The sequence below is a fragment of the Mesorhizobium sp. WSM4840 genome, assembly GCF_055811755.1.
Map to the genome: position 1 here is coordinate 449,858 of NZ_JBVVQD010000002.1, position 25,979 is coordinate 475,836.

Annotated in this window: 21 protein-coding genes and 1 pseudogene; 17 read left to right on the forward strand and 5 right to left on the reverse strand. The window is 63.0% G+C overall.

Translation table 11 applies throughout. From position 1 onward, the window contains the following. Window positions 1-145: 145 nt before the first annotated feature. Both xdhA and uraH read right to left on the reverse strand, forming a co-directional pair. Window positions 146-1,627, reverse strand: coding sequence for a xanthine dehydrogenase small subunit (gene xdhA, locus AC0L3I_RS05545; RefSeq protein WP_473484327.1), 1,482 nt, complete (start codon window positions 1,625-1,627; stop codon window positions 146-148). A 3-nt stretch (window positions 1,628-1,630) separates the two neighbouring features. After that, window positions 1,631-2,005: a hydroxyisourate hydrolase gene (gene uraH / locus AC0L3I_RS05550; RefSeq protein ID WP_095493926.1), complete on the reverse strand. Its 375-nt coding sequence runs from the start codon at window positions 2,003-2,005 to the stop codon at window positions 1,631-1,633. Between the two features lie 175 nt (window positions 2,006-2,180). Between uraH and puuE the strand changes: the two genes are divergently transcribed. From puuE to AC0L3I_RS05600, 10 genes are all read left to right on the forward strand, one after another. Continuing rightward, complete coding sequence (puuE, locus tag AC0L3I_RS05555) at window positions 2,181-3,611, forward strand: allantoinase PuuE (RefSeq protein ID WP_473526213.1); 1,431 nt, start codon at window positions 2,181-2,183, stop codon at window positions 3,609-3,611. Between the two features lie 67 nt (window positions 3,612-3,678). Next, window positions 3,679-4,527: a bifunctional allantoicase/(S)-ureidoglycine aminohydrolase gene (locus tag AC0L3I_RS05560; RefSeq protein WP_473484332.1), complete on the forward strand. Its 849-nt coding sequence runs from the start codon at window positions 3,679-3,681 to the stop codon at window positions 4,525-4,527. Next, window positions 4,524-5,027, forward strand: coding sequence for an ureidoglycolate lyase (locus tag AC0L3I_RS05565; RefSeq protein ID WP_473526214.1), 504 nt, complete (start codon window positions 4,524-4,526; stop codon window positions 5,025-5,027). Before AC0L3I_RS05560 ends, AC0L3I_RS05565 begins: the two co-directional genes overlap by 4 nt. Continuing rightward, on the forward strand, window positions 5,027-5,620 hold the full coding sequence (locus AC0L3I_RS05570; RefSeq protein WP_473526215.1) for a nucleoside deaminase: 594 nt from the start codon (window positions 5,027-5,029) through the stop codon (window positions 5,618-5,620). Before AC0L3I_RS05565 ends, AC0L3I_RS05570 begins: the two co-directional genes overlap by 1 nt. A gap of 69 nt (window positions 5,621-5,689) precedes the next feature. Next, on the forward strand, window positions 5,690-7,675 hold the full coding sequence (locus tag AC0L3I_RS05575; RefSeq protein WP_473526216.1) for a CocE/NonD family hydrolase: 1,986 nt from the start codon (window positions 5,690-5,692) through the stop codon (window positions 7,673-7,675). Window positions 7,676-7,831: 156 nt separating this feature from the next. Next, the gene (locus AC0L3I_RS05580) at window positions 7,832-9,421 is read left to right on the forward strand and encodes an ABC transporter substrate-binding protein (protein ID WP_473526217.1); all 1,590 of its coding nucleotides are present in this window, start codon (window positions 7,832-7,834) and stop codon (window positions 9,419-9,421) included. Window positions 9,422-9,437: 16 nt separating this feature from the next. Further along, window positions 9,438-10,397, forward strand: a complete 960-nt coding sequence (locus AC0L3I_RS05585) for an ABC transporter permease (protein WP_473526218.1) — start codon at window positions 9,438-9,440, stop codon at window positions 10,395-10,397. 11 nt (window positions 10,398-10,408) lie between these two features. Further along, window positions 10,409-11,233, forward strand: coding sequence for an ABC transporter permease (locus tag AC0L3I_RS05590; protein ID WP_473526219.1), 825 nt, complete (start codon window positions 10,409-10,411; stop codon window positions 11,231-11,233). Further along, complete coding sequence (locus tag AC0L3I_RS05595) at window positions 11,233-12,885, forward strand: ABC transporter ATP-binding protein (RefSeq protein WP_473526220.1); 1,653 nt, start codon at window positions 11,233-11,235, stop codon at window positions 12,883-12,885. Before AC0L3I_RS05590 ends, AC0L3I_RS05595 begins: the two co-directional genes overlap by 1 nt. A gap of 8 nt (window positions 12,886-12,893) precedes the next feature. Next, a complete protein-coding gene (locus tag AC0L3I_RS05600; protein ID WP_123146303.1) occupies window positions 12,894-13,733 on the forward strand; it encodes an alkaline phosphatase family protein in 840 nt (279 codons plus the stop codon). 89 nt (window positions 13,734-13,822) lie between these two features. Here AC0L3I_RS05600 and AC0L3I_RS05605 read toward each other — a convergent pair whose 3' ends face one another. Further along, window positions 13,823-14,827 carry a zinc-dependent alcohol dehydrogenase family protein gene (locus AC0L3I_RS05605; RefSeq protein WP_473526221.1) on the reverse strand — a complete coding sequence of 335 codons (1,005 nt, stop codon included), beginning with the start codon at window positions 14,825-14,827 and terminating at the stop codon, window positions 13,823-13,825. A 495-nt stretch (window positions 14,828-15,322) separates the two neighbouring features. Between AC0L3I_RS05605 and AC0L3I_RS05610 the strand changes: the two genes are divergently transcribed. From AC0L3I_RS05610 to AC0L3I_RS05620, 3 genes are read left to right on the forward strand one after another with little or no spacing between them, the layout of a single operon-like run. Beyond that, window positions 15,323-15,889, forward strand: coding sequence for a sigma-70 family RNA polymerase sigma factor (locus tag AC0L3I_RS05610; protein WP_473526222.1), 567 nt, complete (start codon window positions 15,323-15,325; stop codon window positions 15,887-15,889). Further along, on the forward strand, window positions 15,886-16,554 hold the full coding sequence (locus AC0L3I_RS05615; RefSeq protein ID WP_473526223.1) for an anti-sigma factor: 669 nt from the start codon (window positions 15,886-15,888) through the stop codon (window positions 16,552-16,554). The genes AC0L3I_RS05610 and AC0L3I_RS05615 overlap by 4 nt, the downstream gene beginning before the upstream one ends. Continuing rightward, on the forward strand, window positions 16,544-18,022 hold the full coding sequence (locus AC0L3I_RS05620; protein ID WP_473526224.1) for a S8 family serine peptidase: 1,479 nt from the start codon (window positions 16,544-16,546) through the stop codon (window positions 18,020-18,022). Before AC0L3I_RS05615 ends, AC0L3I_RS05620 begins: the two co-directional genes overlap by 11 nt. 198 nt (window positions 18,023-18,220) lie before the next feature. On the opposite strand, the pseudogene AC0L3I_RS05625 reads toward AC0L3I_RS05620, so the two are convergent. Together AC0L3I_RS05625 and AC0L3I_RS05630 are read right to left on the reverse strand one after the other, a co-directional pair. Further along, a pseudogene (locus AC0L3I_RS05625) lies at window positions 18,221-18,971 on the reverse strand (class I SAM-dependent methyltransferase). Between the two features lie 180 nt (window positions 18,972-19,151). Beyond that, window positions 19,152-20,174, reverse strand: coding sequence for a substrate-binding domain-containing protein (locus tag AC0L3I_RS05630; RefSeq protein WP_473526225.1), 1,023 nt, complete (start codon window positions 20,172-20,174; stop codon window positions 19,152-19,154). A 363-nt stretch (window positions 20,175-20,537) separates the two neighbouring features. On the opposite strand from AC0L3I_RS05630, the gene AC0L3I_RS05635 reads away from it, so the two are divergent. The 4 genes from AC0L3I_RS05635 to bglA all read left to right on the forward strand — a co-directional run bounded on the left by AC0L3I_RS05635 (window position 20,538) and on the right by bglA (window position 25,971). Further along, entirely contained in the window at window positions 20,538-21,893 is a 1,356-nt protein-coding gene (locus tag AC0L3I_RS05635) for an ABC transporter substrate-binding protein (RefSeq protein WP_473484359.1), read from the forward strand. Between the two features lie 239 nt (window positions 21,894-22,132). Beyond that, the gene (locus tag AC0L3I_RS05640) at window positions 22,133-23,146 is read left to right on the forward strand and encodes a carbohydrate ABC transporter permease (protein ID WP_473526226.1); all 1,014 of its coding nucleotides are present in this window, start codon (window positions 22,133-22,135) and stop codon (window positions 23,144-23,146) included. Between the two features lies 1 nt (window position 23,147). Continuing rightward, window positions 23,148-24,302, forward strand: a complete 1,155-nt coding sequence (locus AC0L3I_RS05645) for a carbohydrate ABC transporter permease (protein ID WP_473526227.1) — start codon at window positions 23,148-23,150, stop codon at window positions 24,300-24,302. Between the two features lie 4 nt (window positions 24,303-24,306). Then, the gene (gene bglA / locus AC0L3I_RS05650) at window positions 24,307-25,971 is read left to right on the forward strand and encodes a beta-galactosidase BglA (protein ID WP_473526228.1); all 1,665 of its coding nucleotides are present in this window, start codon (window positions 24,307-24,309) and stop codon (window positions 25,969-25,971) included. The last annotated feature ends 8 nt before the right edge of the window (window positions 25,972-25,979 follow it).

Genomic DNA, 25,979 nt, shown 5'->3' on the forward strand with positions numbered 1-25,979 from the left:
GTTGACGTTGACGAGCTTGCGAATATCGATCGAGGACGGCGCCGCCCCTCATCTGCCTGCCGGCATCCTCTCCCCGTAAACGGGGAAAAGGACGCTACTCGTGATCGTTCGGCTGTCTGTTTGCCTGAGGTAATATACAAGCTCATCACGCCACCTCGTGGCGCGATATCTGGATCGGCGCCTTGGTGCCGCTGGTCTCGGCGAAGAACCGCAACAGCAGGTTGCGCGCCGCCAGCGCCCGGTATTCGGCGCTCGCTCGCATGTCGGTCAGCGGGGTAAAGTCTTTGGCGTACTCGGCCATGGCCGCCTCGACCGTCGCCTCCGTCCAGGGCCTGCCAAGCAGCGCCTCTTCAACTGCGGCCGCCCGCTTCGGCGTTGCCGCCATGCCGCCATAGGCGATCCGGATATCCGCCACCGTGCCGTCGCCGGCCAGGGTCAGCAGGAATGCGCCAAGCGCTGCGGTGATGTCCTCGTCACGGCGCTTGGTGATCTTGTAGACGGCGAATTTGGTGTCCCTGCCCGGCACTGGGACATGCACGGCCTCGACGAACTCGCCCGGCTGCCGATCCTGCTTGCCATAGGCGATGAAGAAATCTTCGAGCGGGATCGTCCGCCGCTTGTTGCCCCGGCGCAGCGTCAGCCGCGCGCCGAGTGCGATCAGCGGCGGCGGCGTGTCGCCGATCGGCGAGCCATTGGCGATGTTGCCGCCGATCGTGCCCATATTGCGCACCTGGTCTCCGCCGATGCGATCGAACAGCGGCCCGAGCGCGGGTATGCGCTTCGCCAATATTGAGAAAGCTTCGGTATAGGTGACACCAGCGCCGATCGAGATGATGCCCTTGTCCTCGGAAACCGCGCAGAGCCCGTCGAGATTGCCGATGAAGATCGCCGGCGAAATCTCGCGCATATGTTTGGTCACCCATAGGCCGACATCAGTCGAACCGGCAACGATGGTAGCGCCGGGCTCCTTATCGAGCACAGCGGCGAGATCGTCGGTATTCGCCGGCACGATCAGCCGCTGCTTGCCGGCGCCGATCTCGATACGCGACCCGTCTTTCACGGCCGCAAGCTTGGCCGTGATGGCCTCGCGCTCCGCCGCCAGCGGGTCTTTCGCCGTCTTGCCGTAGCTGGAGATGGCGCGCGCGGCGCGGATGATCGCTTCGTAGCCGGTGCAACGGCAGAGATTGCCCTGCAGCGCCTTTTCGATGGCCGCATCCGACGGCTCCGGCGACCGCATCCACAGAGCGTAAAGCGACATGACGATGCCCGGCGTGCAGAAACCGCATTGCGAGCCGTGAAAGTCGACCATCGCCTGCTGCACCGGATGCAGCCTATCGCCGTCGCCACGCAGATGCTCGACGGTCACGACATGCGTGCCATCGAGCGAGCCAAGGAAGCGGATGCAGGCATTGACGCTTTCATAGACCAGCCGGCCGGCAGAGAGCCTTCCGACCAGAACGGTGCAGGCGCCGCAATCGCCCTCGGCGCAACCTTCCTTGGTGCCGCGCAGCGAGCGCTCGAGCCGCAGCCAGTCGAGCAAGGTCTCGTCGGGCGCAACCTTGGTCAACGCAACCTTCTCGCCATTGAGGATGAAGCGTATCTCGCTGCGTGTTTTGAGCCTCGTCATGTCTCAGCTCCCCCGATAGGTCGAATAGCCGTAGGGGGATATAAGCAGCGGCACATGATAGTGCACCGGCTCGGCCATGCCGAAGCGGATCGGCACGCTGTCGAGGAAGGCTGGTTCCGGCAGTCTCAACCCCTGCCGGCGCAGATAGTCGCCGGCAGCGAAGACCAGCTCGTATTCGCCGGTGCGGAATTCCGCATCGGCAAGCAGCGGCGCGTCACAGCGGCCGTCGGCATTGGTGACCGCTGTCTTCAGATGCGTCCGCATGTCGTCGTTGATGCGGTAAAGCTCGATCGACAAACCTGCCGCCGGCCTGCCGGTCGCGGTGTCGAGGACATGGGTCGTCAGACGTCCGCCTTCGGCTTTCGACGTTTCCGCCACTGGCTGCTCCCATTCCGGTACACTCAAAACGTGCTTGACGAATTGTGCGCCAATTAAAGGCGATGCATAAGTCCCGGTCGAGTGAAGTGCTGCAAAAACACTTTCAAAAATTTTCGGGGGAATGCGCAAGCGGCCCTTTCGACTATCCTGATCACACTATCCGGCAGGAGTGACAATGCGTTACGAACGAGACATGCGTGGCTACGGCGCAAATCCGCCGGATCCGAAATGGCCTGGCGGGGCGCATGTAGCGGTGCAGTTCGTCGTTAATTACGAAGAGGGCGGCGAGAACTGCGTCCTGCACGGCGACAAGGCTTCGGAGGCCTTCCTGTCCGAGATCGTCGGCGCCGCGCCCTGGCCCGGCCAGCGCCACTGGAATATGGAATCGATCTACGAATATGGCGCGCGTGCCGGCTTCTGGCGATTGCTGCGTCTGTTCACCGAGGCTGAGGTGCCGGTCACCTGCTACGGCGTCGCCACGGCGCTGGCGCGTTCGCCCGATCAGGTCGCGGCGATGCAGGAGGCCGGCTGGGAAATCGCCTCGCACGGCCTGAAATGGATCGACTACCGCGACCATGCGCCAGAGGACGAGCGCCGCGACATGGAAGAGGCGATCGAACTGCACTACGAGGTGACCGGGGCACGGCCGACCGGCTGGTACACCGGCCGCACCTCGATCAACACCGTGCGGCTGGCGGCGGAAGAAGGTGGCTTCGACTATGTGTCGGACACTTATGACGACGAGTTGCCCTACTGGTTCGAGCATGACGGGCCTGACGGATCGGCGAAGCCGCAGCTCATCATCCCCTATACGCTCGACGCCAACGACATGCGCTTCGCCACGCCGCAGGGCTTCAACTCGGGTGACCAGTTCTTCGCCTATCTCAGAGACAGTTTCGAGACGCTCTATGCCGAGGGCAAGGCAGGACGGCCGCGCATGATGAACATCGGCCTGCACTGCCGTCTCGTTGGGCGGCCGGGTCGGGCCGCGGCGCTCAAGCGCTTCGTCGACTACGTCAAATCGCACGACAGGGTCTGGCTGGCGCGGCGCATCGACATCGCCAGGCACTGGCAGGAAACCCATCCGTTCCGGCCGCCGGCGCTGCGCCCGTCGAAGATGGAGTTCGAGGCTTTCGTCCAGGCTTTCGGCGGCGTGTTCGAGCATTCGCCGTGGATCGCCGAGCGCGCCTACGAACTGGAACTCGGCCCGGCGCATGACAGCGCCGGCGGCCTCCATAATGCGCTGTGCCGTATCTTTCGCGGCGCCAGCGAGGCCGAGCGGCTCTCCGTGCTCAACGCCCATCCCGACCTTGCCGGAAAACTGGCGCGTGCCAAGCGGCTGACGGCGGAATCGGCGAGGGAACAGGCCTCCGTCGGGCTTGATGCGCTGACCGACAAGGAGCGCGAGCTGTTCTCAAAACTCAATGCCGCCTACGTCACTTCCTTTGGCTTTCCCTTCATTATCGCGGTGAAAGGCAAGACCAAGGCGGAAATCCTGGCTGAGTTCGAGGCGCGCATCGGCAACGGCCACGACGTCGAATTCGAAACCGCCTGCAAACAGGTCGAGTGCATCGCGCTGCTTCGCCTCAAGGACATTCTTCCGTAATAAGCTTTGGCTTTCGTAATAAGCTTTGGGTTCTGCAATAGGCTTTGAACTGATGGATACGATGAAAATGGCCGATCGAACCTATTACGCGCCGCATGGCGGCCACCCCGGCCAGAGTGAGCTGCTGACCGGCCGCGCCGTCTTCACCGAGGCCTATGCCGTCATTCCAAGGGGCGTGATGCAGGACATCGTCACCAGCGCCTTGCCGTTCTGGGACAAGACCCGCGTCTGGGTGCTGTCGCGGCCGCTGTCCGGCTTTGCCGAGACGTTTTCGCAGTACATCGTCGAGGTGGCGCCCGGCGGCGGCAGCAACCGGCCGGAACCGGATGCCGGCGCCGAGGGCGCCTTGTTCGTGGTCGAGGGCGAGCTAAGCGTCTCGCTTGCCGGCAAGACGCATGTCCTGCAGCCGGGTGGCTTTGCTTTCCTGCCGCCCGCCAGCGGATGGACCGTTCGCAACGAGAGCGGTGCTGCTGTCCGCTTCCACTGGATCCGCAAGGCCTACGACGCCGTCGAAGGCATCGATCCGCCGCAGGCCTTCTTCACCAACGAGCAAGATGTCGCACCGAGCCCGATGCCCGGCACCGACGGTCGGTGGGCGACGACCCGCTTCGTCGATCCTGAAGACATGCGCCACGACATGCATGTCACCATCGTCACGCTCGAACCGGGCGCGGTCATTCCCTTCGCCGAGACCCATGTCATGGAGCACGGCCTCTATGTGCTGGAGGGCAAGGCGGTCTATCGCCTCAACCAGGACTGGGTCGAGGTCGAGGCCGGCGACTATATGTGGCTGCGCGCCTTCTGCCCGCAGGCCTGCTATGCCGGCGGTCCGGGCCAGTTCCGCTATCTGCTCTACAAGGACGTCAACCGGCATGCCAAGCTTGGCGGCGCCGGCGTCGCGAGACGCGCGCCATGACCCGCATCATCGCGCGGCCGCTGACCCGCGAAAATTTTGCCGAGTTCGGCGACGTCATCGATATGGGCGGCGACAATCACTACCCGATCAATGGCGGCCAGGCCGAGCGCTACCACGACCTCGCCATCGTCGAAGCGCAGGGGCCGAATGCGCGCGTTCTGATCTCCATAGTGCGTGGCACGCCCTACGATTTTCCGCTGAAGCTGACGATGGTCGAGCGTCACCCGTTCGGCAGCCAAGCTTTCATACCACTGTCGCCACGCCCGTTCCTGGTCGTCGTCTGCCATGATGGCGACACAGGTCCGGGCGAGCCGCAAGCCTTCCTCACCGCGCCCGGGCAAGGCGTCAACTATCCGCGCAATCGGTGGCACGGCGTGCTGACGCCGATCGGCGAGGTCCAGGATTTTCTCGTTGTCGATCGCGGCGGCGACGGCTCCAATCTCGAGGAGTGCCATTTCTCACACGCTTACAAGATCCATCTTCCCGACGGGACCGCATGATGGCCGACGTCTCGCTGATCGACCGCCTGCTCGACGTTATCGAGCATGACATCGTGCCGAAGACGGCCGAAGGCGTCGCGCATGGCAACAAGCTGTTCGGCGCGGCGATCCTGCGCAAGGACGACCGCTCGCTGGTGCTCGCCGAAACCAACAACGAGACGGAGAACCCGCTCTGGCATGGCGAAGTGCACTGCCTGAAGCGGTTCTACGAAATGCCGAGAGCCGAGCGCGTCGACACCAAGGACGCGATCTTCCTCGCCACCCACGAACCTTGCTCGCTCTGCCTGTCGGCAATCACCTGGACCGGCTTCGACAATTTCTACTATCTGTTTTCGCACGAGGATTCGCGCGACAGCTTCGCCATCCCGCACGATCTGAAGATCCTGAAGGAGGTCTTCACCCTCGACCCAGGTGGCTACAATGCCGAGAACGCCTATTGGAAGAGCTTTTCGATCCGCAGACTGGTGCGGTCGTTGCCCGAGGCCGAGCGCCGGCGGCTGGAAACGCGGATCGGCACGATCGCCGCACGCTACGACGAACTTTCCGACGCCTACCAGGCGAGCAAGGCCGAAAACGACATTCCGCTGAGTTGACGCGGATTGACCAGCCGATTTCGTTGGCTGGCCCACGACGCATCGGCAGCGGCTCCATCATGTGGCCGCATGAAAACCGTCACTGAATTTCCCCGTAAGGTCGTCGAGTTTCCGGATATGGGGATCGTCATGCCGGATGGCTGCAGGCTGTCGGCGCGGGTGTGGATGCCAGTCGACGCTGGCGACGATCCGGTGCCGGCGATCCTCGAGCACCTGCCCTACCGCAAGCGCGACGGCACGATCATTCGCGATCAGCTGACGCATCCCTATTTCGCCGGCCACGGCTACGCCTCGATCCGCGTCGACATGCGCGGCAATGGCGATTCCGAAGGGCTTATGGACGACGAATATTCCGAGCAGGAATTGCAAGATGCTTGCAATGTGATCGCCTGGGCGGCGGCCCAGCCCTGGTGCAACGGCAATGTCGGCATGATGGGCATCTCCTGGGGCGGCTTCAACTGCCTGCAGGTGGCAGCCAAGCAGCCCCCGGCGCTGAAGGCGGTGATCAGTCTCTGTTCGACCGTCGACCGCTATGCCGACGACATCCACTACAAGGGCGGCTGCCTGCTGATCGAGAATTTCGGCTGGGCCTCGACCATGCTGTCCTATTCCTCGCGGCCGCCGGATCCGCTGCTGGCCGGCGACAACCGCTGGCGCGACCAGTGGCTGACCCGGCTGGAGAACCAGCCCTTCCTGGCGCCGCTGTGGCTGCAGCACCAGCACCGCGATGCCTACTGGAAGCGCGGCTCGATCTGCGAGGACTATTCCGCAATCCAAGCCGCCGTGCTGTCGATCGGCGGCTGGCATGACGGCTATCGCAACACCATTTCTCATCTCGCCGCCAATATCGAGGCGCCGGTCAAAGGCATCGTCGGCCCGTGGATCCACAAATACCCGCATTATGCCGCGCCCGAACCGCGCATCGGTTTCCTGCAGGAGGCGTTGCGCTGGTGGGACCGCTGGCTAAAGGGCACCGACACCGGCGTCGAGGCCGATCCTGCCTACCGCGCCTATGTCATGGATAGCGTCAGCCCCGCGCGCTGGCATCCCGAGCGGCCGGGGCGCTGGGTCGCGGAACCGGTGTGGCCGTCGCCTGAGATCAAAACGCAGGACATCGAGTTGATCCCAGAAGGCCGCAAGCCGATCATCGTCGCTTCGCCGCAAAGCTGCGGCCTTGCCGGTGGCGAATATTTTCCCTTCACTTTCGGCCCGGAACTGCCTGGTGACCAGCGCCCCGACGATGCGCTGTCGGTGTGTTTCGACCAGCCGGTGCTCACCGAAGCGATCGACATTGTCGGCGCGCCGGAGGTGCTGGTCAGGGTCTCGTCGGACCGGCGCCAGGCGAACATCGCCATCCGGCTCTGCGACGTGCATCCCGACGGCGCGTCGGAGCTGATCTCCTACGGCGTGCTCAACCTGACGCACCGCAACTCGCACGAATTCCCGCAAGCGCTGGTGCCGGGCGAAACTGTCGGCGCCCGGGTGGTGCTCGACCAATGTGCCTATCGCGTACCATCAGGCCACCGCCTGCGTATTGCCGTGTCGAACGCCTACTGGCCGATGATCTGGCCATCGCCGGAGCGGGTCCGGCTTGGCCTGTCGGCGGCAACGCTGATGCTGCCGTTGCGCCCGCTGGCGCAAGGCGACGAAGTCGGTTTCCCCTCACCCGAGGCAGCCGCGCCCTGGGCAACCGAAACGATCCGCGCCACCAATTCCGAACGTCACGTTGATCGCGACGAAAAGACCGGAATCGTCACGCTTTCCATCGTCGACGATTTCGGCGAGGTGCGCGATCTGGAGCATGGCCTCGCCAATGGCAGCATCGCGCGAGAGACATGGGCGATCCATCCCGACAATCCGCTGTCGGCGTCGGGCAAGACGCATTGGACGCAAACGCTGTCGCGAAATGGATGGTCGGTGCGCACCGAAACATCCGCCGAAATGCGGTCCGACGCGCAAAGCTTCATGGTTAGCGCCAGAATCGAAGCCTATGAAGGCGAAAATCTGGTTTTCGAGCGCAATTTCGAAGAGAAAATCCCGCGCGCACTGCTTTGAGCGCTTATGCGGATTGGTCCAATTGCGACGTACGATTTACGCCACGGCATGTCGCATTCGGTCTTGCTTACGGCGTTCCCTTGCGGTCATTATTCTCCTCACAAGAAATGATAAAAAACGACCACAAGGTCGAACCAACAGAGTGAGGAACTCAACATGTCGAACGAACTGGAATTCCTTAGCCGGCGCGTCGCATCCGGCAAACTGAGCCGTCGTGATTTTCTCGGCCGGGCGGCAGCGCTCGGCGTCACCGCGACCTTCGCCAACTCGCTGCTTTCAAGTGCGGCGCGCGCCGCGGGTCCGGTCAAGGGCGGCACGCTGAAGGCCGGCCTGGTCGGCGGCGAGTCCACCAACAGCCTCGATCCGGCCCTGTTCATGACCCAGGTGCCGTTCGCCTTCGGCAAGATGTGGGGCGAACTGATCGTCGAGTTGTCTCCGGAAGGCACTCTCGAGAACCGCATCGCCGAGGAGATCGGCGCGTCGGACGACGCCAAGACCTGGACCCTGAAGATTCGCGACGGCGTCGAATTCCACAATGGCAAGACGGTGACCGCCGAGGACGTGGCTGCCACGCTCGAACGCCATTCGGACGAGAAGGCGAAGTCGGGCGCGCTCGGCTACATGAAGGGCATCGAGAGCATCAAGGCCAGCGGTAAGGAAGTCGTGCTGACGCTGAAGGAGGCCAATGCCGACCTTCCCTATCTGCTCAGCGACTATCACCTCATCGTCCAGCCCAATGGCGGCAAGGACAAGCCCGACGCCGGCATCTCGGCCGGCCCCTACAAGATCACCACCAACGAGCCCGGCGTTCGCCATGGCGGCGAGCGCTTCGCCAACTACTGGCAGGGCGACAAGATGGGCCATGCCGACCAGATCGAGGTCATCGTCATCAACGACGCCACGGCGCGCACGGCGGCCTTGCAGGGCGGCCAGGTCAACATGATCAACCGCGTCGAGCCGAAGATCGTCGACCTGATCAAGCGTCTGCCGGGCGTCACCATCCGCAACCATTCGGGACCCGGCCACTACGTCTTCATCATGCATTGCAACACGGCGCCGTTCGACAACAACGATCTGCGCATGGCGCTGAAGCTGGCGATCGACCGCGAGGAGATGCTCGACAAGATCCTCAGGGGCTATGGCTCGCTCGGCAACGACTTTCCGATCAATGCGTCCTACCCATTGTTCTCCGACGACATCGAGCAGCGCAAATTCGATCCCGACAAGGCCAAATTCCACTACAAGAAGTCAGGCCATGACGGCGCCGTCCTGCTCAGGACGTCGGATGTCGCCTTCCCCGGCGCGGTCGATGCCGCGCAGCTCTATCAGCAGAGCGCGGCCAAGGCCGGCATCACGCTGGAAATCAAGCGTGAACCGGGCGACGGCTACTGGTCGGAAGTCTGGAACAAGCAGCCCTTCTCCGCTTCCTACTGGGGCGGCCGCTCGACGCAGGACCAGATGTATTCGACCGCTTATCTGTCGACCGCCGACTGGAACGACACGCGTTTCCTGCGTCCGGATTTCGACAAGATGGTGTTGGCGGCCCGCGCCGAGCTCGACGAGGCCAAGCGCAAGGCGATGTATCGCGACATGGCGATGCTCGTTCGCGACGAGGGCGGTCTCATCCTGCCGATGTTCAACCAGTTTATCGACGCGACGGGCGCCAAGGTCGCCGGCTGGGTCGACGATCCGCATCAGGAGCTGATGAACGGGTACGCTCTGGCAAAGTGCTGGCTCGAAGCCTGAGCCCGGCTTTGCGGATATGTCCTCACCCCTCGTGAAACTGGTGGCCCAGCGCATTGCGCTGGGTATCCTCCTGCTGTTGGCCGTATCGGTCCTGATCTTCGCCGGCACCCAAATCCTGCCCGGCGATGTCGCGCAAGCCATCCTCGGACAGTCGGCGACACCGGAATCGCTCGCCAATCTGCGCGAGCAGCTCGGCCTCAACGATCCGGCCTTTATCCGCTATTTCCGCTGGCTCGGCGGCGTCGTGACCGGCGATCTCGGCACCGCCATGTCGAGCGGGCAGGATATTGCGACGTCGATCAAGGGGCGGTTGTGGAATACGCTGTTCCTCGCCTTCTGGGCGGCAGTCGTGGCCGTGCCGCTGGCGATCATCCTCGGCCTGATTGCGGTGCGCTACCGCAATGGCTGGGTCGACAAACTGATCTCCGGACTGGCGCTCGCCTCGACGTCGTTTCCCGAATTTTTTATCGGCTACGTGCTCGTCTATTTCTTTGCCGTGAAATACCAGATCTTCCCCGGCATCTCGACGGTCTATGACGGAATGCCTTTTGGCGAACGCATGCAGGCGATCATGCTGCCGGCGGCGGCGCTGACGCTGGTGGTGCTCGCCCACATGATGCGCATGACGCGCGCCGCGATCCTCAACGTCATGCAATCCGCTTATGTGGAAACCGCCGAGCTCAAGGGGCTTTCGGCATTCGCCGTCATCCGCCGGCATGCCTTTCCCAATGCGATTGCGCCGATCATCAACGTCGTCATGCTCAACCTCGCCTATCTCATCGTCGGCGTCGTCGTGGTCGAGGTGATCTTCGTCTATCCGGGGATGGGGCAATATCTCGTCGACCACGTCACCAAGCGCGACGTGCCGGTGGTGCAGGCGGTCGGCCTGATCTTCGCCGCCGTTTATATCAGCCTCAACATCATTGCGGACATAGCGGCGATCGTCGCCAATCCGCGTCTTAGACACCCGAAATAAGGGGAGCGAGCATGCTCGACATAAAACGCATCCCCGTCCCTGCGCTGATCGGCCTGGTGCTGACTGCGCTGTTCGTGCTGGCGGCGATCTTCGCACCCTGGATCGCGCCGTATGGCAATGGCGAGATCGTCGGCGATGTCTGGGGACCGATGTCGGCGACACATTGGCTGGGCACCGACAATCTCGGCCGCGACCTCCTTTCGCGCATGATCTACGGCGCCCGCGTCACGCTGTTCATCGCGGTGCTGGCCACCGCGCTGTCCTTCTCGCTCGGCGCCATCCTTGGCTTCTCGGCGGCGGTTTTCGGCGGATGGTTCGATACGCTTATGTCGCGCCTCGTCGATCTCCTGATGTCGATCCCGACGCTGATCATGGGCCTGGTCGTGCTCTCGGTGCTGCCAACCAACCTGGTGACGCTGATCCTGGTCATGGGCGTTCTCGACTCGACCCGCGTCTACCGCCTGTCGCGGGCGGTCGCCGTCGACATCAACGTCATGGATTTCGTCGAGGCGGCCAAGCTGCGCGGCGAAGGCAGCGTGTGGATCATCTTCCGCGAGATCCTGCCCAACGCGTTGTCGCCGCTGGTTTCGGAACTCGGCCTGCGCTTCATCTATGCGGTGCTGTTCCTGTCGACGCTGTCCTTCCTCGGCCTCGGCGTGCAGCCGCCTAGCGCCGACTGGGGCGGCATGGTCAAGGAAAACAAGGACGGTATCGTCTTCGGCATCGCGGCAGCGCTCATCCCTGCTGCGGCGATCGCCATGCTGGCGATTTCCGTCAACCTTGTCGCCGACTGGGTGCTCAACCGCACGACAAGCCTGAAGGGAGGGCGCGGATAATGGCTGACCAGCGACCAAAATCCCTGCTGCTCGACATCCGCAATCTGCGCATCGAGGCCACCGTGTTCCCGCCGGGCGAGGCGCCGAAGAACATCGTGCTGGTCCACGACGTCTCGCTGACACTCGAGAAGGGCAAGGTGCTCGGCCTGATCGGCGAGTCCGGCGCCGGCAAGTCGACCATCGGCCTGGCGTCGATGGGCTATGGCCGCGGCGGCGTGCGCATCACCGGCGGTGAGGTCATCCTGAACGGCCGCGACATCCTCAAGGGCGGCAAGGAAGGCTTTCGCAAGCTGCGCGGCCGCGAGGTCTGCTATGTCGCGCAATCGGCTGCCGCCGCCTTCAACCCGGCGCACAGACTGATGGACCAGGTGGTCGAGGCGACGCTGCTGCATGGCACGGCGACACGGGCCGCCGCCGAAAAACGCGCCATCGCGCTGTTCAAGAAGCTCAGCCTGCCGAACCCCGAAAGCATCGGTGAGCGCTTTCCGCACCAGGTGTCCGGCGGCCAGCTGCAGCGTGTGATGACGGCGATGGCGCTGTGCTCCGAGCCCGACCTGATCGTCTTCGACGAGCCAACCACTGCACTCGACGTGACGACGCAGATCGACGTGCTGGCGGCGATCAAGGACGCCATCCGCGACACCCATGTCGCAGCGCTGTACATCACTCATGACCTTGCCGTCGTCGCCCAGGTCTCGGACGAGATCATGGTGCTGCGCCATGGCCGGCTGGTCGAATGGGGCGGCACCCGCCAGATCATCAAGGAACCGCGCCAGGAATACACCAATGCGCTGGTCTCGGTGCATGAGATCGAGCACCAGGAGCAGAAGCCCGGCACGACGCCGTTCCTGTCGGTCAAGAACATCACCGCCGCCTATGGCCGCAGCCACATCAAGGTGCTGAAGAACGTCTCGGTCGACATCTATCCGGGCCAGACGCTGGCCGTGGTCGGCGAGTCCGGGTCGGGCAAGTCGACACTGGCGCGCGCCATCACCGGCCTCTTGCCACCAGAACAAGGCACCGTCACCTTCGACGGGCGTCCGCTCGCCAACCGACTTGCCGACCGGCCCAAGGAAGATCTGCGCCAGTTGCAGATGATCTACCAGATGGCCGACGTGGCGATGAATCCGCGCCAGACCGTCGGCACCATCATCGGCCGGCCGCTCGAATTCTATTTCGGTCTGCGTGGAAGGCAACGTGACGCCCGCGTCGCCGAACTGCTCGACAAGATCGAGATGGGCAAGGGCTTCGTCGACCGCTACCCGGCCGAGCTTTCCGGCGGCCAGAAGCAGCGCGTCTGCATCGCCCGCTCGCTGGCGGCCAAGCCGAAGCTGATCATCTGCGACGAGGTGACCTCGGCGCTCGACCCGCTGGTGGCCAACGGCATCCTGAAGCTGCTGCTCGAGCTGCAGAAGGAGGAAAACGTCGCCTATCTGTTCATCACCCACGACCTCGCGACGGTGAAGTCGATCGCCGATTCGATCGCGGTGATGTATCGCGGCGAGGTGGTGCGCTACGGCGCCAAGAGCCAGGTGCTGGCGCCGCCCTTCGATGCCTATACCGACCTTCTCTTGTCCTCAGTCCCTGAAATGGAGATTGGCTGGCTGGAAAAGGCGATCAAGGGACGGCGCATGGCCAGCGCGGGGAATTAAACATCCCGGTGGCGCTGACGACAAAACTTCTGCTGATCATCCTCGACGGCGTGCCTTACCGCAACTGGCGCCGGCTGATGGGCAATCTCGAAGGCTGGGTGCAATCGGGCGAAGCGCGGATCTGGAAGATGCGCTCCGTGCTGCCATCGACTTCGGCCTGCTGCTATGCCTCGATCCACACCGGCGTGGCGCCGCAGGTGCATGGCATCTTGACCAACGAGAACCGGTTCCGCGTCGAGCAACCTGATATCTTCTCCGAAGTCAGCAAGGCCGGCGGCAAGACCGGCGCGGTCACCCATTCCTACTGGTCAGAATTCTTCCGGGCCTCTCCGTTCGATCTGGTCGAGGACATGGAGTTCGACGAGCCGGGCGGGCCGATCACCCATGGCCGGTTCCACACCATGACCGGCTACAATGCCAGGAACCAGATGACGCCGAGCGACGTCGACCTGTTCGCGACGCTGACCATGCTGACCAGACGCCACGGCATCGACTACGGCATCCTGCACACCTGCACGCTGGATTCGATGGGCCACCGCTTCGGCCACGACTGCCACGAGATGGACCATGCCGTCTATGCGATGGACGGCATGCTCGCCACCTTCCTGCCGAGGTGGCGGGAAGCCGGCTACGAGGTCATCGTCACCGCCGATCACGGCCAGACCGATCGCGGCCATCATGGCGGCCATGACGACGAGATGCAGGATTTTGCTCTGTATTATTTCGGACTGGGCAAGGGTCCGGAGGCCGATACACTGCTCAACCAGCTGCAGCTTGCGCCGACTGTGCTAGCGCGCCTCGGCGTGCCGGTGCCCGCCACCATGAAGGCCAAGTCGTTTCTCGACTGAATGGGGTGGGGTGCCTAGCCTGCTTGCTTACGGAGAACATGAAGCTGGGGCCGAAATGCGCAACGCCAAATGGAGGCCAGATACAGCAGTCAAAGTTCGAGACACACCTTGCCAAAATGCTTTTGGGACTCGTAGTGCTTGAAGGCATTGGCGATCTCCTGCAGCGGAAAACCGCGGTCGATAGCAGGCTTCAAACGGTTGGCCTCTATGGCACGAATCATGTCTTCTTGGTCTGCCCTGCTGCCAATCGAGATTCCGCTTACCCTAATCTGATTGGAAAACAGGGCCGGGATCGAAACTTGTCCGGCAAAACCAGTCAAGACACCGATTAGTGCGATGTGGCCGCCCATCCTGCAAGCTGTTATCGACTGCTCCAACGTGCCGGGCCCGCCAACCTCGATCACATGATCGACGCCGCGTCCGTCCGTCAAAATCCTTACCTTCTGGCCCCAATCCGGCACTGCCTTGTAATTGACGACAATGTCGGCTCCAAACCGCTTCAGCTTTTCCAGCTTCTCCTCCGATGAGGAGGTTGCAATAACGCGAGCGCCCGCAATTTTTGCGAATTGCAGCGCGAACAGCGATACACTTCCCGTGCCAAGGACCAGCACCGTATCACCGGGCTTTACCTGCCCGCACACCATCAGGGCTTTCCAGGCGGTAACGCCGGCACAGGTAAGCGTTGCCGCCTCCATATGCGTGAAGTCTGCCGGTGCCCTTGTGAAGGCGTGCCACGGCATGCACACATATTCGCGGGCATAGCCGTCAACATCATCTCCCAATTCGCCCGTCTTATTGGCTGGCGTCGGTTCGCCGGCCAGCCAATGGGGCCAATAGGTGCTGACGACGGCATCTCCGGCCTTGAATTCTTGGACATCATCTGAGACCGCAACCACTTCTCCAGCGCCATCGGACAGCGGGATACGGCCATCGGCGCACGGTTTCTTTCCCAGCGCCACCATGCTGTCGTGGAAATTCAACGAACACGCCCGTATCCTGACAAGCAACTCACCCGGCCCTGGTTCCGGGCAATCCGTCTCGACCAGCTTGAGATTTTCCAAGCCTCCCGGCGCTTTCAGCCTAATCTGTCTCATGGATAGCTCCTTCCGACCGCGCAAGGCTTCATGCGCCCCACCAGTCGCATGGACGATTGAGCGCATCCAACACCGGCATCGGCGATCGATCCGCGAGTCGCGGCCGCAAAGCTGTAGTTGGTCATGACATTCGCTTCTTCAGCTGGGTTAGTGGTTGCGATCGGGACCTTAGTCGCCCGGCAGCGGACCGGTGAGTTACAAAACTGTCGGGAATCCTGCGCGGCGGTGTCGTCCAATGGCGCTCCGTCCGAGGCTGAAGGACTGCACCTTGCCCGACGCGCATGAGCCGCCTTGTGGCCGTCGTCATTGCGAGCCTGACGGCCGCCTTTTGCTTGGCGCCCCTGACTGAGACTGGACCCCTAAGAACGGGGGAACGGTATACTCTGGCAACCTCTCCGCTCTTCGGTTAGCTTTCGAAAATCCGGGCGGAAAGCGGTGAACCTTTTTGGGCCGATCAGCGACAGAGCAGACAGGAGCCAGGCGGCTCGATCGGCCATGACGGCAGCGACGGAAACCGATCGCGCGCTTGTCGGCCGGGTCGCGAAGGGCGACCGCGCCGCCGTGCGGCTCCTGTTCATGCGCCACCACGCGCGGGTCTACCGTTTCGTGGTGCGCCAGACCGGATCGGAAATGATGGCCGACGATATCGCCAACGAGGTGTTTCTCGAACTCTGGCGCCAGGCGCCCGGCTTCGAGGGCCGCTCGGAAGTCTCGACATGGCTGCTCGGCATCGCCCGCTTCAAGGCGCTGTCGTCGCTGCGCAAGAAAAAGGAAGACTGGATCGACGACGATGACGCGGCCCAGATCGCCGACGGCGCCGATACGCCGGAAGTCGTCACCATGAAGGAAGACAAGGGCGCCGCGTTGCGGCGCTTCGTCGATGCCTTGCCGGAAGAACACCGAACGGTGATCGACCTTGCCTATTACCACGGACAGTCGGTGACCGAGATCGGCGAGGTGCTCGGCATTCCGGTTGCCACCGTCAAGACCAGGATGTTCTACGCCCGCAAGAAACTCGGCGAGGCCCTCAAGACCGCCGGTTACGACAGGGGGTGGCCATGAGCGCCGCTGAAAAGATGTCGCGTCGCGATGAAATGGAAACGCTGCTGCCGTTCTATCTGAACGGCTCGCTTGAAGGTGCGGAGCTCGAAGCCGTCGAGGAATGGCTGGCGACTGACCCGGCAGCGCTTGCCGCACTCGGCGAGGCCGAAGCAGAATTCTCCAGCACCGCTGCATCCAATGAGGCGATCCGTCCGCCGGCCGATGCGCTCAGCCGCTTCGCCCGGGCGCTCGACGCCGAGGCCGGCCCGGTGCGCGCGCCGGCGTCGTCGTCCTGGCTGGCACAAGCGTGGGGCCGCTTCACGGCGGTTCCCGCCGCCGTCGCCTGGGCTGCGGCCGCGGCTCTGCTGGCGCTTGTTGTCGTGCAGTCGTTTGAGCAGCCCGGCGGCTTGGACAGCGATTTCGAAATTGCCGGCCAGCAAGGCGATCTGGCGAAAATGCCGTTCGCGCTGGTGAAGTTCAAGCCGGACGCGAAGATGGCCGACATTGTCGCTTTTCTTGGCGAACACCAGCTGAAGATTGCCGGCGGGCCGACCGCCGACGGTGTCTTCCGCCTTGGCATCCCGGCCACGACTGCCGCCGACTATGAAAAAGTGCTTGGGCTTATTGCCGCCCAGCCTTTCGCGGAGGCTGTGGTCGAGGGAAGGAAGCCGGTCGATGGCGGCTAGAGCGGTCATTCGATTTGCGGCGCTCGTTGTGGCGGCGATGACGATCGCCGCCGCGCCTGCCTTGGCGCAGACCAATGATCCGAACCTCACCCAGGCAGAAATCGACTGCCTGAACCGAGGGACGGCGGCGGCCGACTGCGTCAAGGGCGACACAGAGGATGGTAGCGGCGAAAGGCCCGGCACAGGTTCCGCCGCGACAGGTGCTGTCTTTCTCCCCGCGCTGATCGTCGACCTGTTCCCCAATCCGGTCGGCGGCGGCCAGGCGCCGCTGCCGACGCCCGATCCGCGCCGCGATCCGGCCAGCGGTGCGTTGCCGCCGCCGGTCCCGCCTGCCGGTGCGGCAGCGATACAGACCGCCGCGCCGGGCGGTCCGATCGTTTCGCCCACCAATCTCATCGCGGCCGAGCCGCGGCGCGCCGTCATCGGTGATTTCGTGCCCGACGAGGTGCTGGTGACGGTGGATGGCGACGCCGTCCAGCAGATCGCCGCTTCCTTTGGCCTCGAGGTGCGCTCGCAGCGCCAGTCTCAGCTGCTCGGCACCACGCTGGTGCGCTTCGGCATTCCCGACGGCCGCCCGGTCGGTGTCGTGCTGGCGCAGCTTGCCGCCGACGGCCGCACCCTGCGGCGCGAGCCCAACCATATCTACTCGCTGCAGCAGGCAGCCACCATCGTCAACTATGCCTTCGAGCGCATCGCGCTCGATTCGAGAGCGGCGAGCGGCGAGAATGTACGCGTCGCCGTCATCGACACCGCCATCGACGATACCAATCCGGCGCTCTCCGGCGTCATCGCCGATCAGTTCGACGCCATGCCCGACGTGCCGATCGAGGCGCGCGATCACGGCACCTCGATCGACGGCCTGATCGCCGGCGTCGGCGCGCTTAAGGGCATGGCGCCGGGCGCCAAGATCTATCACGCCCGCGCCTTCGAGGGCGGCAAGTCGACCATGGATGTCATCCTGGCGGCGCTCGACTGGGCGGCGGAGCAGGATGTCCGCATCATCAATATGAGCTTCGTCGGCCCGAAGAACGACCTGCTCGGCATCGCCTGCCGCAATGCTCGCGCCTTGGGCATCGTGCTGGTCGCCGCCGCCGGCAACAACGGACCCAAGGCGCCCTACGGCTACCCGGCCGCCTTCGACGGCGTCATCGCGGTGACTGCTACCGATGCCAAGGACGGGCTGATGCAGCATGCCAATCGCGGCGCCTACGTCTTCCTCTCCGCTCCCGGCGTCGAGATGGTGGCGCCGAGCGGGGCCGGTTCGGATGTGGTCACCGGCACCTCGTTTGCCGCAGCCATCGTGACCGGCGCGATCGCCAATCTCTTTCATGCCGCGCCCGACCGTTCCGCCGACTGGGTCGAGAAAGCGCTGGCCGCCACGGCAAGGGATCTCGGGCCCAAGGGCAGGGACAATGATTTCGGCTATGGGCTGCTGGATATCAAAGCGGCCGAGGCAGCCAAGGAGTAGGTTTTGCGCTTCAAGCTTCTGTTTGTGCATTATCCCAAACGGCAGCACTTTTTAAGCGACATGCGATAGGCTCAAAACTCGTTGCCGAAGATGCCCGAGATGAGTGGTTTTCTGCCCTCCGCCTCGCCAATCGGAACGAGCAGGCAGCGCCAACAGCAGACGTCCCCGATTGTCGCGGGTAAGCCCTGCCGGCGTTCCCTATGCTGCTCGACTTGGCACTATTCCTTTGACGGCCCAAGCTACGCTCGCAAAACTGCGTGGGCCGTCTGGTTGATCACATAGGTAGGCTTGTCTAACACTGGCTTGAACTTTCTCCGGAACGCCATCAGGCAGCGTGGCCAAGAATGCTGCCAACGTGCCTTGGCCGTTGATAAGTGGAAGCCAATAGTCGTCAAACTTCGCAAATTCCATTCGAATGGTTAGCGTCGCTTCTGTGATTTGTTGAAGGCCAGCACCAACGAATGCGCGCGTCATCTCGCCGGGGAACGTCATGGGTCTCACTAAAGCGAGGCGACGCCGGGCGAATGTACTAGGCTCGATTGCGGCGATGGTATCCCAGAAAATGCGCTGGCTGGGCATTCCCCCAAAGGTGTCCCAAACGGTCGCAGCAACGATGCCACCGGGTCGCACCACGCGAAGCATCTCACTTACCGCCAGATGCGGGTCCGACACAAAATGTAGAACGAGCATAGACAGAGCGCGATCGAATTGATTTTCGCCGAATGGCCTCAATGAATTGTTCCTCGTAATCTATAGCCTCGATGGTTGAGATATTTGCTCGGGCTGGGATCAAGAACGTCAAGCTGCCCGTTCCACATCCAACGTCTATGATCCGCTCTCCATCCGCAGCGCCGGCGAAATCCAAAAACAATGGGGCTAGACGCCTGCTCCATCTGCCCATGTATTGATCGTAGCCATCAGCGCCTTTTGAAATGAAGGTTGAAGACATATTCTGCCTCGAATAAAGGATGCGCAATCGTCGTAGCTTAGCACCCGGCGCACAGGTGGCTAGTAAACATTGACTCAAGGCCGCATGTCCGCTTTGGGGTCAGGGCTTGCCGTAGAAGTTCTCCGAACGAAAGGCCGAGAAGGATCGAACTCGGTCGCTCAGAGTGGTTGAGTTTGACCATTAGGCCTGCGCACCGGCGACCGATCCCCTGATCACCAGATCGACCGGCCAGACTTCGCCGCGGGCGCCCTCTTCCAATCCGGAAATCCGCGCCGCCAGCCGCTCGGCAATGCGCGCGCCGGCCAAGCGGATCGACGAACGCGTCGTCGACAACGGCACCGAAAAATTCTCCGGCTTGAGCCAGGGGAAGACGTCGTCATGGGCGATCAGCGAAAGGTCGCCCGGAATGGTCAGGCCGAGATCGCGCACCGCGCGCACGACGCCGAGCGCCATGATCAGGCTGGAGCAGGCGATCGCGGTCGGCGCATCGCTTTGCTCAAGTAGGCGCCTGGCGGCGCGGTAGCCGTTCTCCTCGGTCATGGCGAGGGAACAGACATGGCCTTCGCCAAGCGCCAGACCGCTCGCCGCCAGCGCCCGGCGCACGCCACGCTCGCGGTGAATGGCGAAGGTCTCGCGGTCGTCGCCGTTGATCAGCGCCAGCCGCCGGTGACCGAGCTGGACGAGCAGCCGTGCCGCCTCATGGAAGGCGCCCTCATTGTCGATATCGGTGAAAGGATAGTCGAAATCGAGGCCTTCGCTGCGGCCGTGGACGATGAAGGGGATGCCGAGCGTGTTGACCAGCGCCACCCGCCGGTCGGCCGGCCTCGGCGACGAGATGTAGACGGCGTCGACCTGCCGGTTGGCGACGATGCGCCGATAGGTGGTCTCCTGGTCGTCGGCATCGGCCGGGGACAGCACCAGGTCGAGTTCGTGAGAACGGGCGTAGTCGCCGAGACCGGACAGGAATTCGACGAAATGCGGGTCGATGTCGACGGCCGCCCCGGTCGGCAAGACATAACCGATCATCCCGGTCTTGCCGGTAGCCAGCCGGCGCGCGCTCGGGTTGGGGCGGTAGCCGTGGCGCTTGGCGGCGTCGATCACCCGCCGGCGCGTTTCCTCGTTGACTTCCGGGTAGCCGTTCAGCGCACGGCTTACCGTTGTCTGCGAAAGCGCCAGCATGTGGGAAAGCTGTTTGAGGTTCACCGGAGGCCTCCAAGCCTCAAAGCGCTTTAACTATGGATCGCCTGCCCCCGCCGCGGGCAGCGCTGCCGAATGCAAAGACCATAAGCACCCTTTTTAACCGGTTTGAAGCAAAATTTGCTGTTGCAGCGCCGAAAAGCGTGCTGCAGCGCCATTTGTTCGCTATCTATGTCGAGAGATTAAATCGATCACGCTACCGTCCTCTTGACTTCTGGTCGATTCGGTGGCGTGATCGAAACGACCAAAGCGCTTTGGAAGACTCTTCGAAAGGTTGCGGTTCCTTTCCGACTGAGTCACAGTCCTGCAGCGTCGGCGGACGGAATGGAGGTTTCGTCCGAGTGCTTGTGACCACTGGGAGGAATACCGATGAAGAAAATGCTTCTGCTGGGCGCCGCGTTTGTCACGCTCGCCCTAGGCGCGCCGGCGCAAGCCGAACTGAAGTTCAAGCCGGGTGAAGACCCCCGCTTCAACTGGGCGAACTACGAAGAGCTCAAGAAGGTCGACCTCAAGGGCGAGACGCTGTCGATCTTCGGACCATGGCGCGGCGAGGACGAAGCCCTCATCCGCACCGTTCTCGACTATTTCTCGGAGGCCACCGGCGCCGAGATCAAATACTCCTCGTCGGAAAATTACGAACAGCAGATCGTCATCGACACGCAGGCCGGCAGCCCGCCCAACATCGCCGTGCTGCCGCAGCCGGGCCTGATCCAGGATCTGGCGTCCAAGGGCCTGCTGACGCCGCTCGGCGACGACACCGCCAACTGGATCAAGGACAATTACGGCGCCGGCCAGTCATGGGTCGATCTCGGCACCTTCAACGACAAGGACGGCAAGCCGGGCTTCTTCGCCTTCCCGTACAAGGCCGACGTGAAATCGCTGGTCTGGTACTCGCCGGACAATTTCGAGGAAGCCGACTACGAGGTGCCGAAGACGCAGGAAGAGCTCGCCGAGCTTGAAAAGAAGATCATCGCCGACGGCGGCACGCCATGGTGCATCGGGCTCGGTTCGGGCGGCGCCACCGGCTGGCCGGCGACCGACTGGGTCGAGGACATCATGCTGCGCACCCAGACGCCCGAGACTTACGACAAATGGGTGAAGAACGAGATTCCGTTCAACGACCCCGCGGTGGTCAACGCCATCGACATGTTCGGCAAGATCGCGACCGACGACAAGATGGTCGACGGCGGCGCCAAGGCGGTGGCGGCGACCGACTTCCGCGACAGCCCGAAAGGCCTCTTCTCGGTGCCGCCTAAATGCTACTTGCATCATCAGGCTTCGTTCATCCCGACCTTCTTCCCGGAAGGCACTGAGGTCGGCCAGGACGTCGACTTCTTCTACTTCCCACCTTACGCCTCCAAGCCCGACCTCGGCACCCCGGTGCTCGGCGCCGGCACGCTGGCCATGATCACCAAGGATAGCAAGAGTGCCCGCGCGTTCATCGAATTCCTGAAGATGCCGCTCGCCCATGAGATCTGGATGGCGCAGGGCGGCTTCGTGACGCCGTTCAAGTCGGCCAACAAGGACGCCTATGCCAGCGACGCGCTGAAGAAGCAGGGCGAAATCCTTGCCGAAGCCTCGACGTTCCGCTTCGACGGGTCCGATCTGATGCCGGGCAAGATCGGCGCCGGCGCCTTCTGGACCGGCATGATCGATCTCGTCGGCGGCAAGTCCGCCCAGGATGTCGCCACCGACATCCAGAAGAGCTGGGACGCGATCAAGTAGGCGGCCCGGCTGAACGTTCGGACTGCCGATCCTGAATGGATCCGGGCCTCAGTGGCCCGGATCCGACCGGCGGCCCGCGGCGCAGTAATCTTTGTTTGTGAGCACATTCCGGCATGACGCGCGACCCGCAAGAGCAGAACCCGCCTCGCATCCGGTCGCATTCCAAACAACTGAATCGGCCATGATTCCGTCGCCAAGGCCATTCTCGACTGGCGGATCATGCGCAGAGGGAGGGACCCGTGGCGGCTCAGATTTTCTCGGCCATAACAGTCATCATCGTCGGCGTCGGCGGCTGCGTCGCCTATTTCTGGGGCGCCAACAAACTGGTGGACATCATCTTCCCGTCGCGCGGCGTTGCAGGTGCTGCGGCCATCGACAATCTGCGCCGGCAGGGGATGATCCGGCCGTGGCTGTTCGTCGGCCCGGCCATGATCATCCTCACCATCTACCTGATCTACCCGGTCGTGGAGACTCTGAGGCTGTCGTTGCTCGATCGCGGTGGCGCCAATTTCGTCGGCTTCGCCAATTATGAATGGGCGTTCGGCGACCGCGAGTTCCGCAACGCCATCTTCAACAACATCATCTGGCTGGCGGTCGTGCCTGCCGCCTGCACCTTCCTCGGGCTGATCATCGCCGTCCTCACCGACAAGATCTGGTGGGGCACCATCGCCAAGAGCCTGATTTTCCTGCCGCTGGCCATCTCCTTCGTCGGCGCCAGCGTCATCTGGAAATTCATCTACGAGTATCGCGGCGCGGGCCAGACGCAGATCGGCCTGCTCAACGCCATCATCCAGTATTTCGGCGGCCAGCCTCAGGTCTGGATCTCGCTGCCGTTCTGGAACAATTTCTTCCTGATGATCATCCTGATCTGGATCCAAACCGGCTTTGCCATGGTCATCCTGTCCTCTGCCTTGCGGGGTATTCCCGAAGAGACGCTGGAGGCGGCCGTCATCGACGGCGCCAATCCGTTCCAGATCTTCTGGAAGATCATGGTGCCGCAGATCTGGGGCACGATCGCCGTCGTCTGGACCACGATCACCATCCTGGTGCTGAAGGTTTTCGACATCGTGCTGACCATGACCAACGGCCAATGGAACAGCCAGGTTCTGGCCAATCTGATGTTCGACTGGATGTTCCGCGGCGGCGGCGATTTCGGCCGCGGCGCCACCATCGCCATCATCATCATGATCGCGGTCATTCCGATCATGGTCTGGAACATCCGCCAGGCCAACAAAGAGACGGGAGGGCATTGAGATGGCCGCGGCGACCGGAAAGTCCTTTGCCAGCCGTTTCGGCGTCCATATCGCGGTCTTCATCTTCGTCGCGATCTGGACTATCCCGACGCTCGGCATTCTCGTCTCGTCGCTGCGCGACAAGGATCAGATCATCGCCTCGGGCTGGTGGAACTCGTTCGCCAGTTCCACCCAGACGGAAGCGGGCCGGCTGCCACCCGCCTCGGCGCAAGTCGAGAAGGACGGCAAGTTCGTCCTCGAGGGCAACATCTTCGGCGACGATCCGGCCCGCGACATCAGCGCCTTCGGCGTCAAGTCGTCGGCGCCGACGCAATATCCCGCCGGCACCACAGCCGATCTCGGCGACGGCGAGACCTTGCAGCTCAACGCCGACGGCAGTTTCGTCATGACCTCAACGAAGGCCTTCGAGGGCGAGCGCGGCCAGCGCGTCTACTACGCCTCGTCGGCGCCGCCGAAATTCACCACCGACAATTACGACACGGTGCTGTTTTCGGAAGGCATCGGCCGCTCCTTCATGAATTCGCTGACCGTCACCATTCCGGCGACGGTCATCCCGATCCTGATCGCGGCATTCGCGGCCTATGCGCTGGCCTGGATGCGCTTTCCCGGCCGCGCATTGCTCATAGCGGTCATCATCGGGCTCTTGGTCGTGCCGCTGCAGATGTCGCTGATCCCGCTGCTGAAGCTCTACAACGGCGTCGGCAGCTTCTTCGGCGTGCCGTCGAAAACCTATCTCGGCATCTGGCTGGCGCATACCGGCTTCGGCCTGCCCTTCGCCATCTATCTCCTCAGAAGCTACATTGCCGGCCTGCCGCGCGAAATCATGGAATCGGCGCGCATCGACGGCGCCAGCGATTTCGAGATCTTCGTCAAGATCGTGCTGCCGCTGTCATTCCCGGTGCTGGCCTCCTTCGCCATCTTCCAGTTCCTCTGGGTGTGGAACGACCTGCTGGTCGCGATGGTTTTCCTCGGTACCGAGGGCGACCAGATCGTGCTGACTGCCAAGCTCAACGCGTTGCTCGGCTCGCGCGGCGGCGACTGGGAGATCCTGACGACATCGGCTTTCATCACCATTGTCGTGCCGCTGATCGTGTTCTTCTCGCTGCAGCGCTATTTCGTCCGCGGGCTGCTCGCCGGCTCGGTGAAAGGAGGTTGAGCTTATGCAATCCGCTGTGAAAGCGACATTGAGCCCCGACGTCGCCGTCGACCGCGACTGGTGGCGAGGTGCCGTGATCTACCAGATCTATCCGCGCAGCTACCAGGACTCCAACGGCGACGGCATCGGCGACCTCAGGGGCATCATCCGCAGGCTGCCCTATATCGCGGCGCTCGGCGTCGATGCCATCTGGATCTCGCCGTTCTTCAGGTCGCCGATGAAGGATTTCGGCTACGACGTATCAGACTATTGCGACGTCGATCCGATGTTCGGCACGCTGGCCGATTTCGATGCCTTGACTGCCGAGGCGCACAGGCTCGGGCTCAAGGTGATGATCGACGAGGTGCTGTCGCATACTGCCGACATCCATCCGTGGTTTAGGGAAAGCCGCTCGAGCCGCACCAACCCGAAGGCGGACTGGTATGTCTGGGCCGACGCCAAGCCCGACGGCACGCCACCCAACAACTGGCTGTCGATCTTCGGCGGTTCGGCCTGGCAGTGGGACACCAGCCGCCAGCAATATTACCTGCATAATTTCCTGGCCGAGCAGCCCGATCTCAACTTCCACAGCCGCGCGGTCCAGGATGCGCTGCTCGATGTCACCCGCTTCTGGCTGGAGCGCGGCGTCGACGGCTTCCGCCTCGACACCATCAATTTCTACTTCCACAGCCAGGGCCTGGAGGACAATCCGCCGCTGCCGCCCGAACAGCGCAACGACCAGACTGCTCCTTCCGTAAACCCCTACAACTACCAGGACCATCTCTACGACAAGAGCCGCCCCGAAAACCTCGGCTTCCTCGAGCGCTTCCGCGCCTTGCTCGACGAATATCCGGCGACGGCGGCGGTCGGCGAAGTCGGCGATTCGCAGCGCGGACTGGAGGTGGTGGCGGCCTATACCGCCGGCAGCAAGCGCGTGCATATGTGCTATTCGTTCGACTTCCTGGCGCCCGAAAAGATCAGCGCGGCAAAGGTGCGTTCGGTGCTGGAAGCCTTTGGCAAGGTCGCCAGCGACGGCTGGTCGTGCTGGGCCTTTTCCAACCACGACGTGATGCGCACTGCCTCGCGCTGGGCGGCCGGCGAGGCCGACCAGACGGCTTATCTCAAGGTAATCTCGGCGCTGCTGATGTCGCTGCGCGGCTCGGTCTGTATCTACCAGGGCGAGGAACTCGGTCTTGGCGAAGCGGAATTGCAATTCGAGGATCTGCAGGACCCCTACGGCATCCGCTTCTGGCCGGAATTCAAGGGCCGCGACGGCTGCCGCACGCCGATGGTCTGGAATGGCGCCGACAGCAATGGCGGCTTCTCCAAGGCAAAGCCATGGCTGCCCGTGCCCGCCAAGCACCTTTCGCAAGCGGTCGATGTGCAGCAGGGCGACGACAGCTCGCTGTTCGAACATTACCGGCGCTTTCTTGCCTTCCGCCGTTTACATCCGGCGCTGGCCAAGGGCGATATCGACTTCATCGAAAGCGAGGGCGATACGGTCGCCTTCACGCGCCGCGAGGGCAATGAGCAGATCGTCTGCGCCTTCAATCTTGGCAGCCGACCGGCCGAAATCGATCTTGGCCGACGCTCGCTGCAGCCCTTGCCGGGGCACGGGTTTTCGGGACAGACTGCCGCCGGCTCTATCCGCCTCGGCGGCTACAGCGCCTGGTTCGGGCGTATCGACTGAGTTTGCAA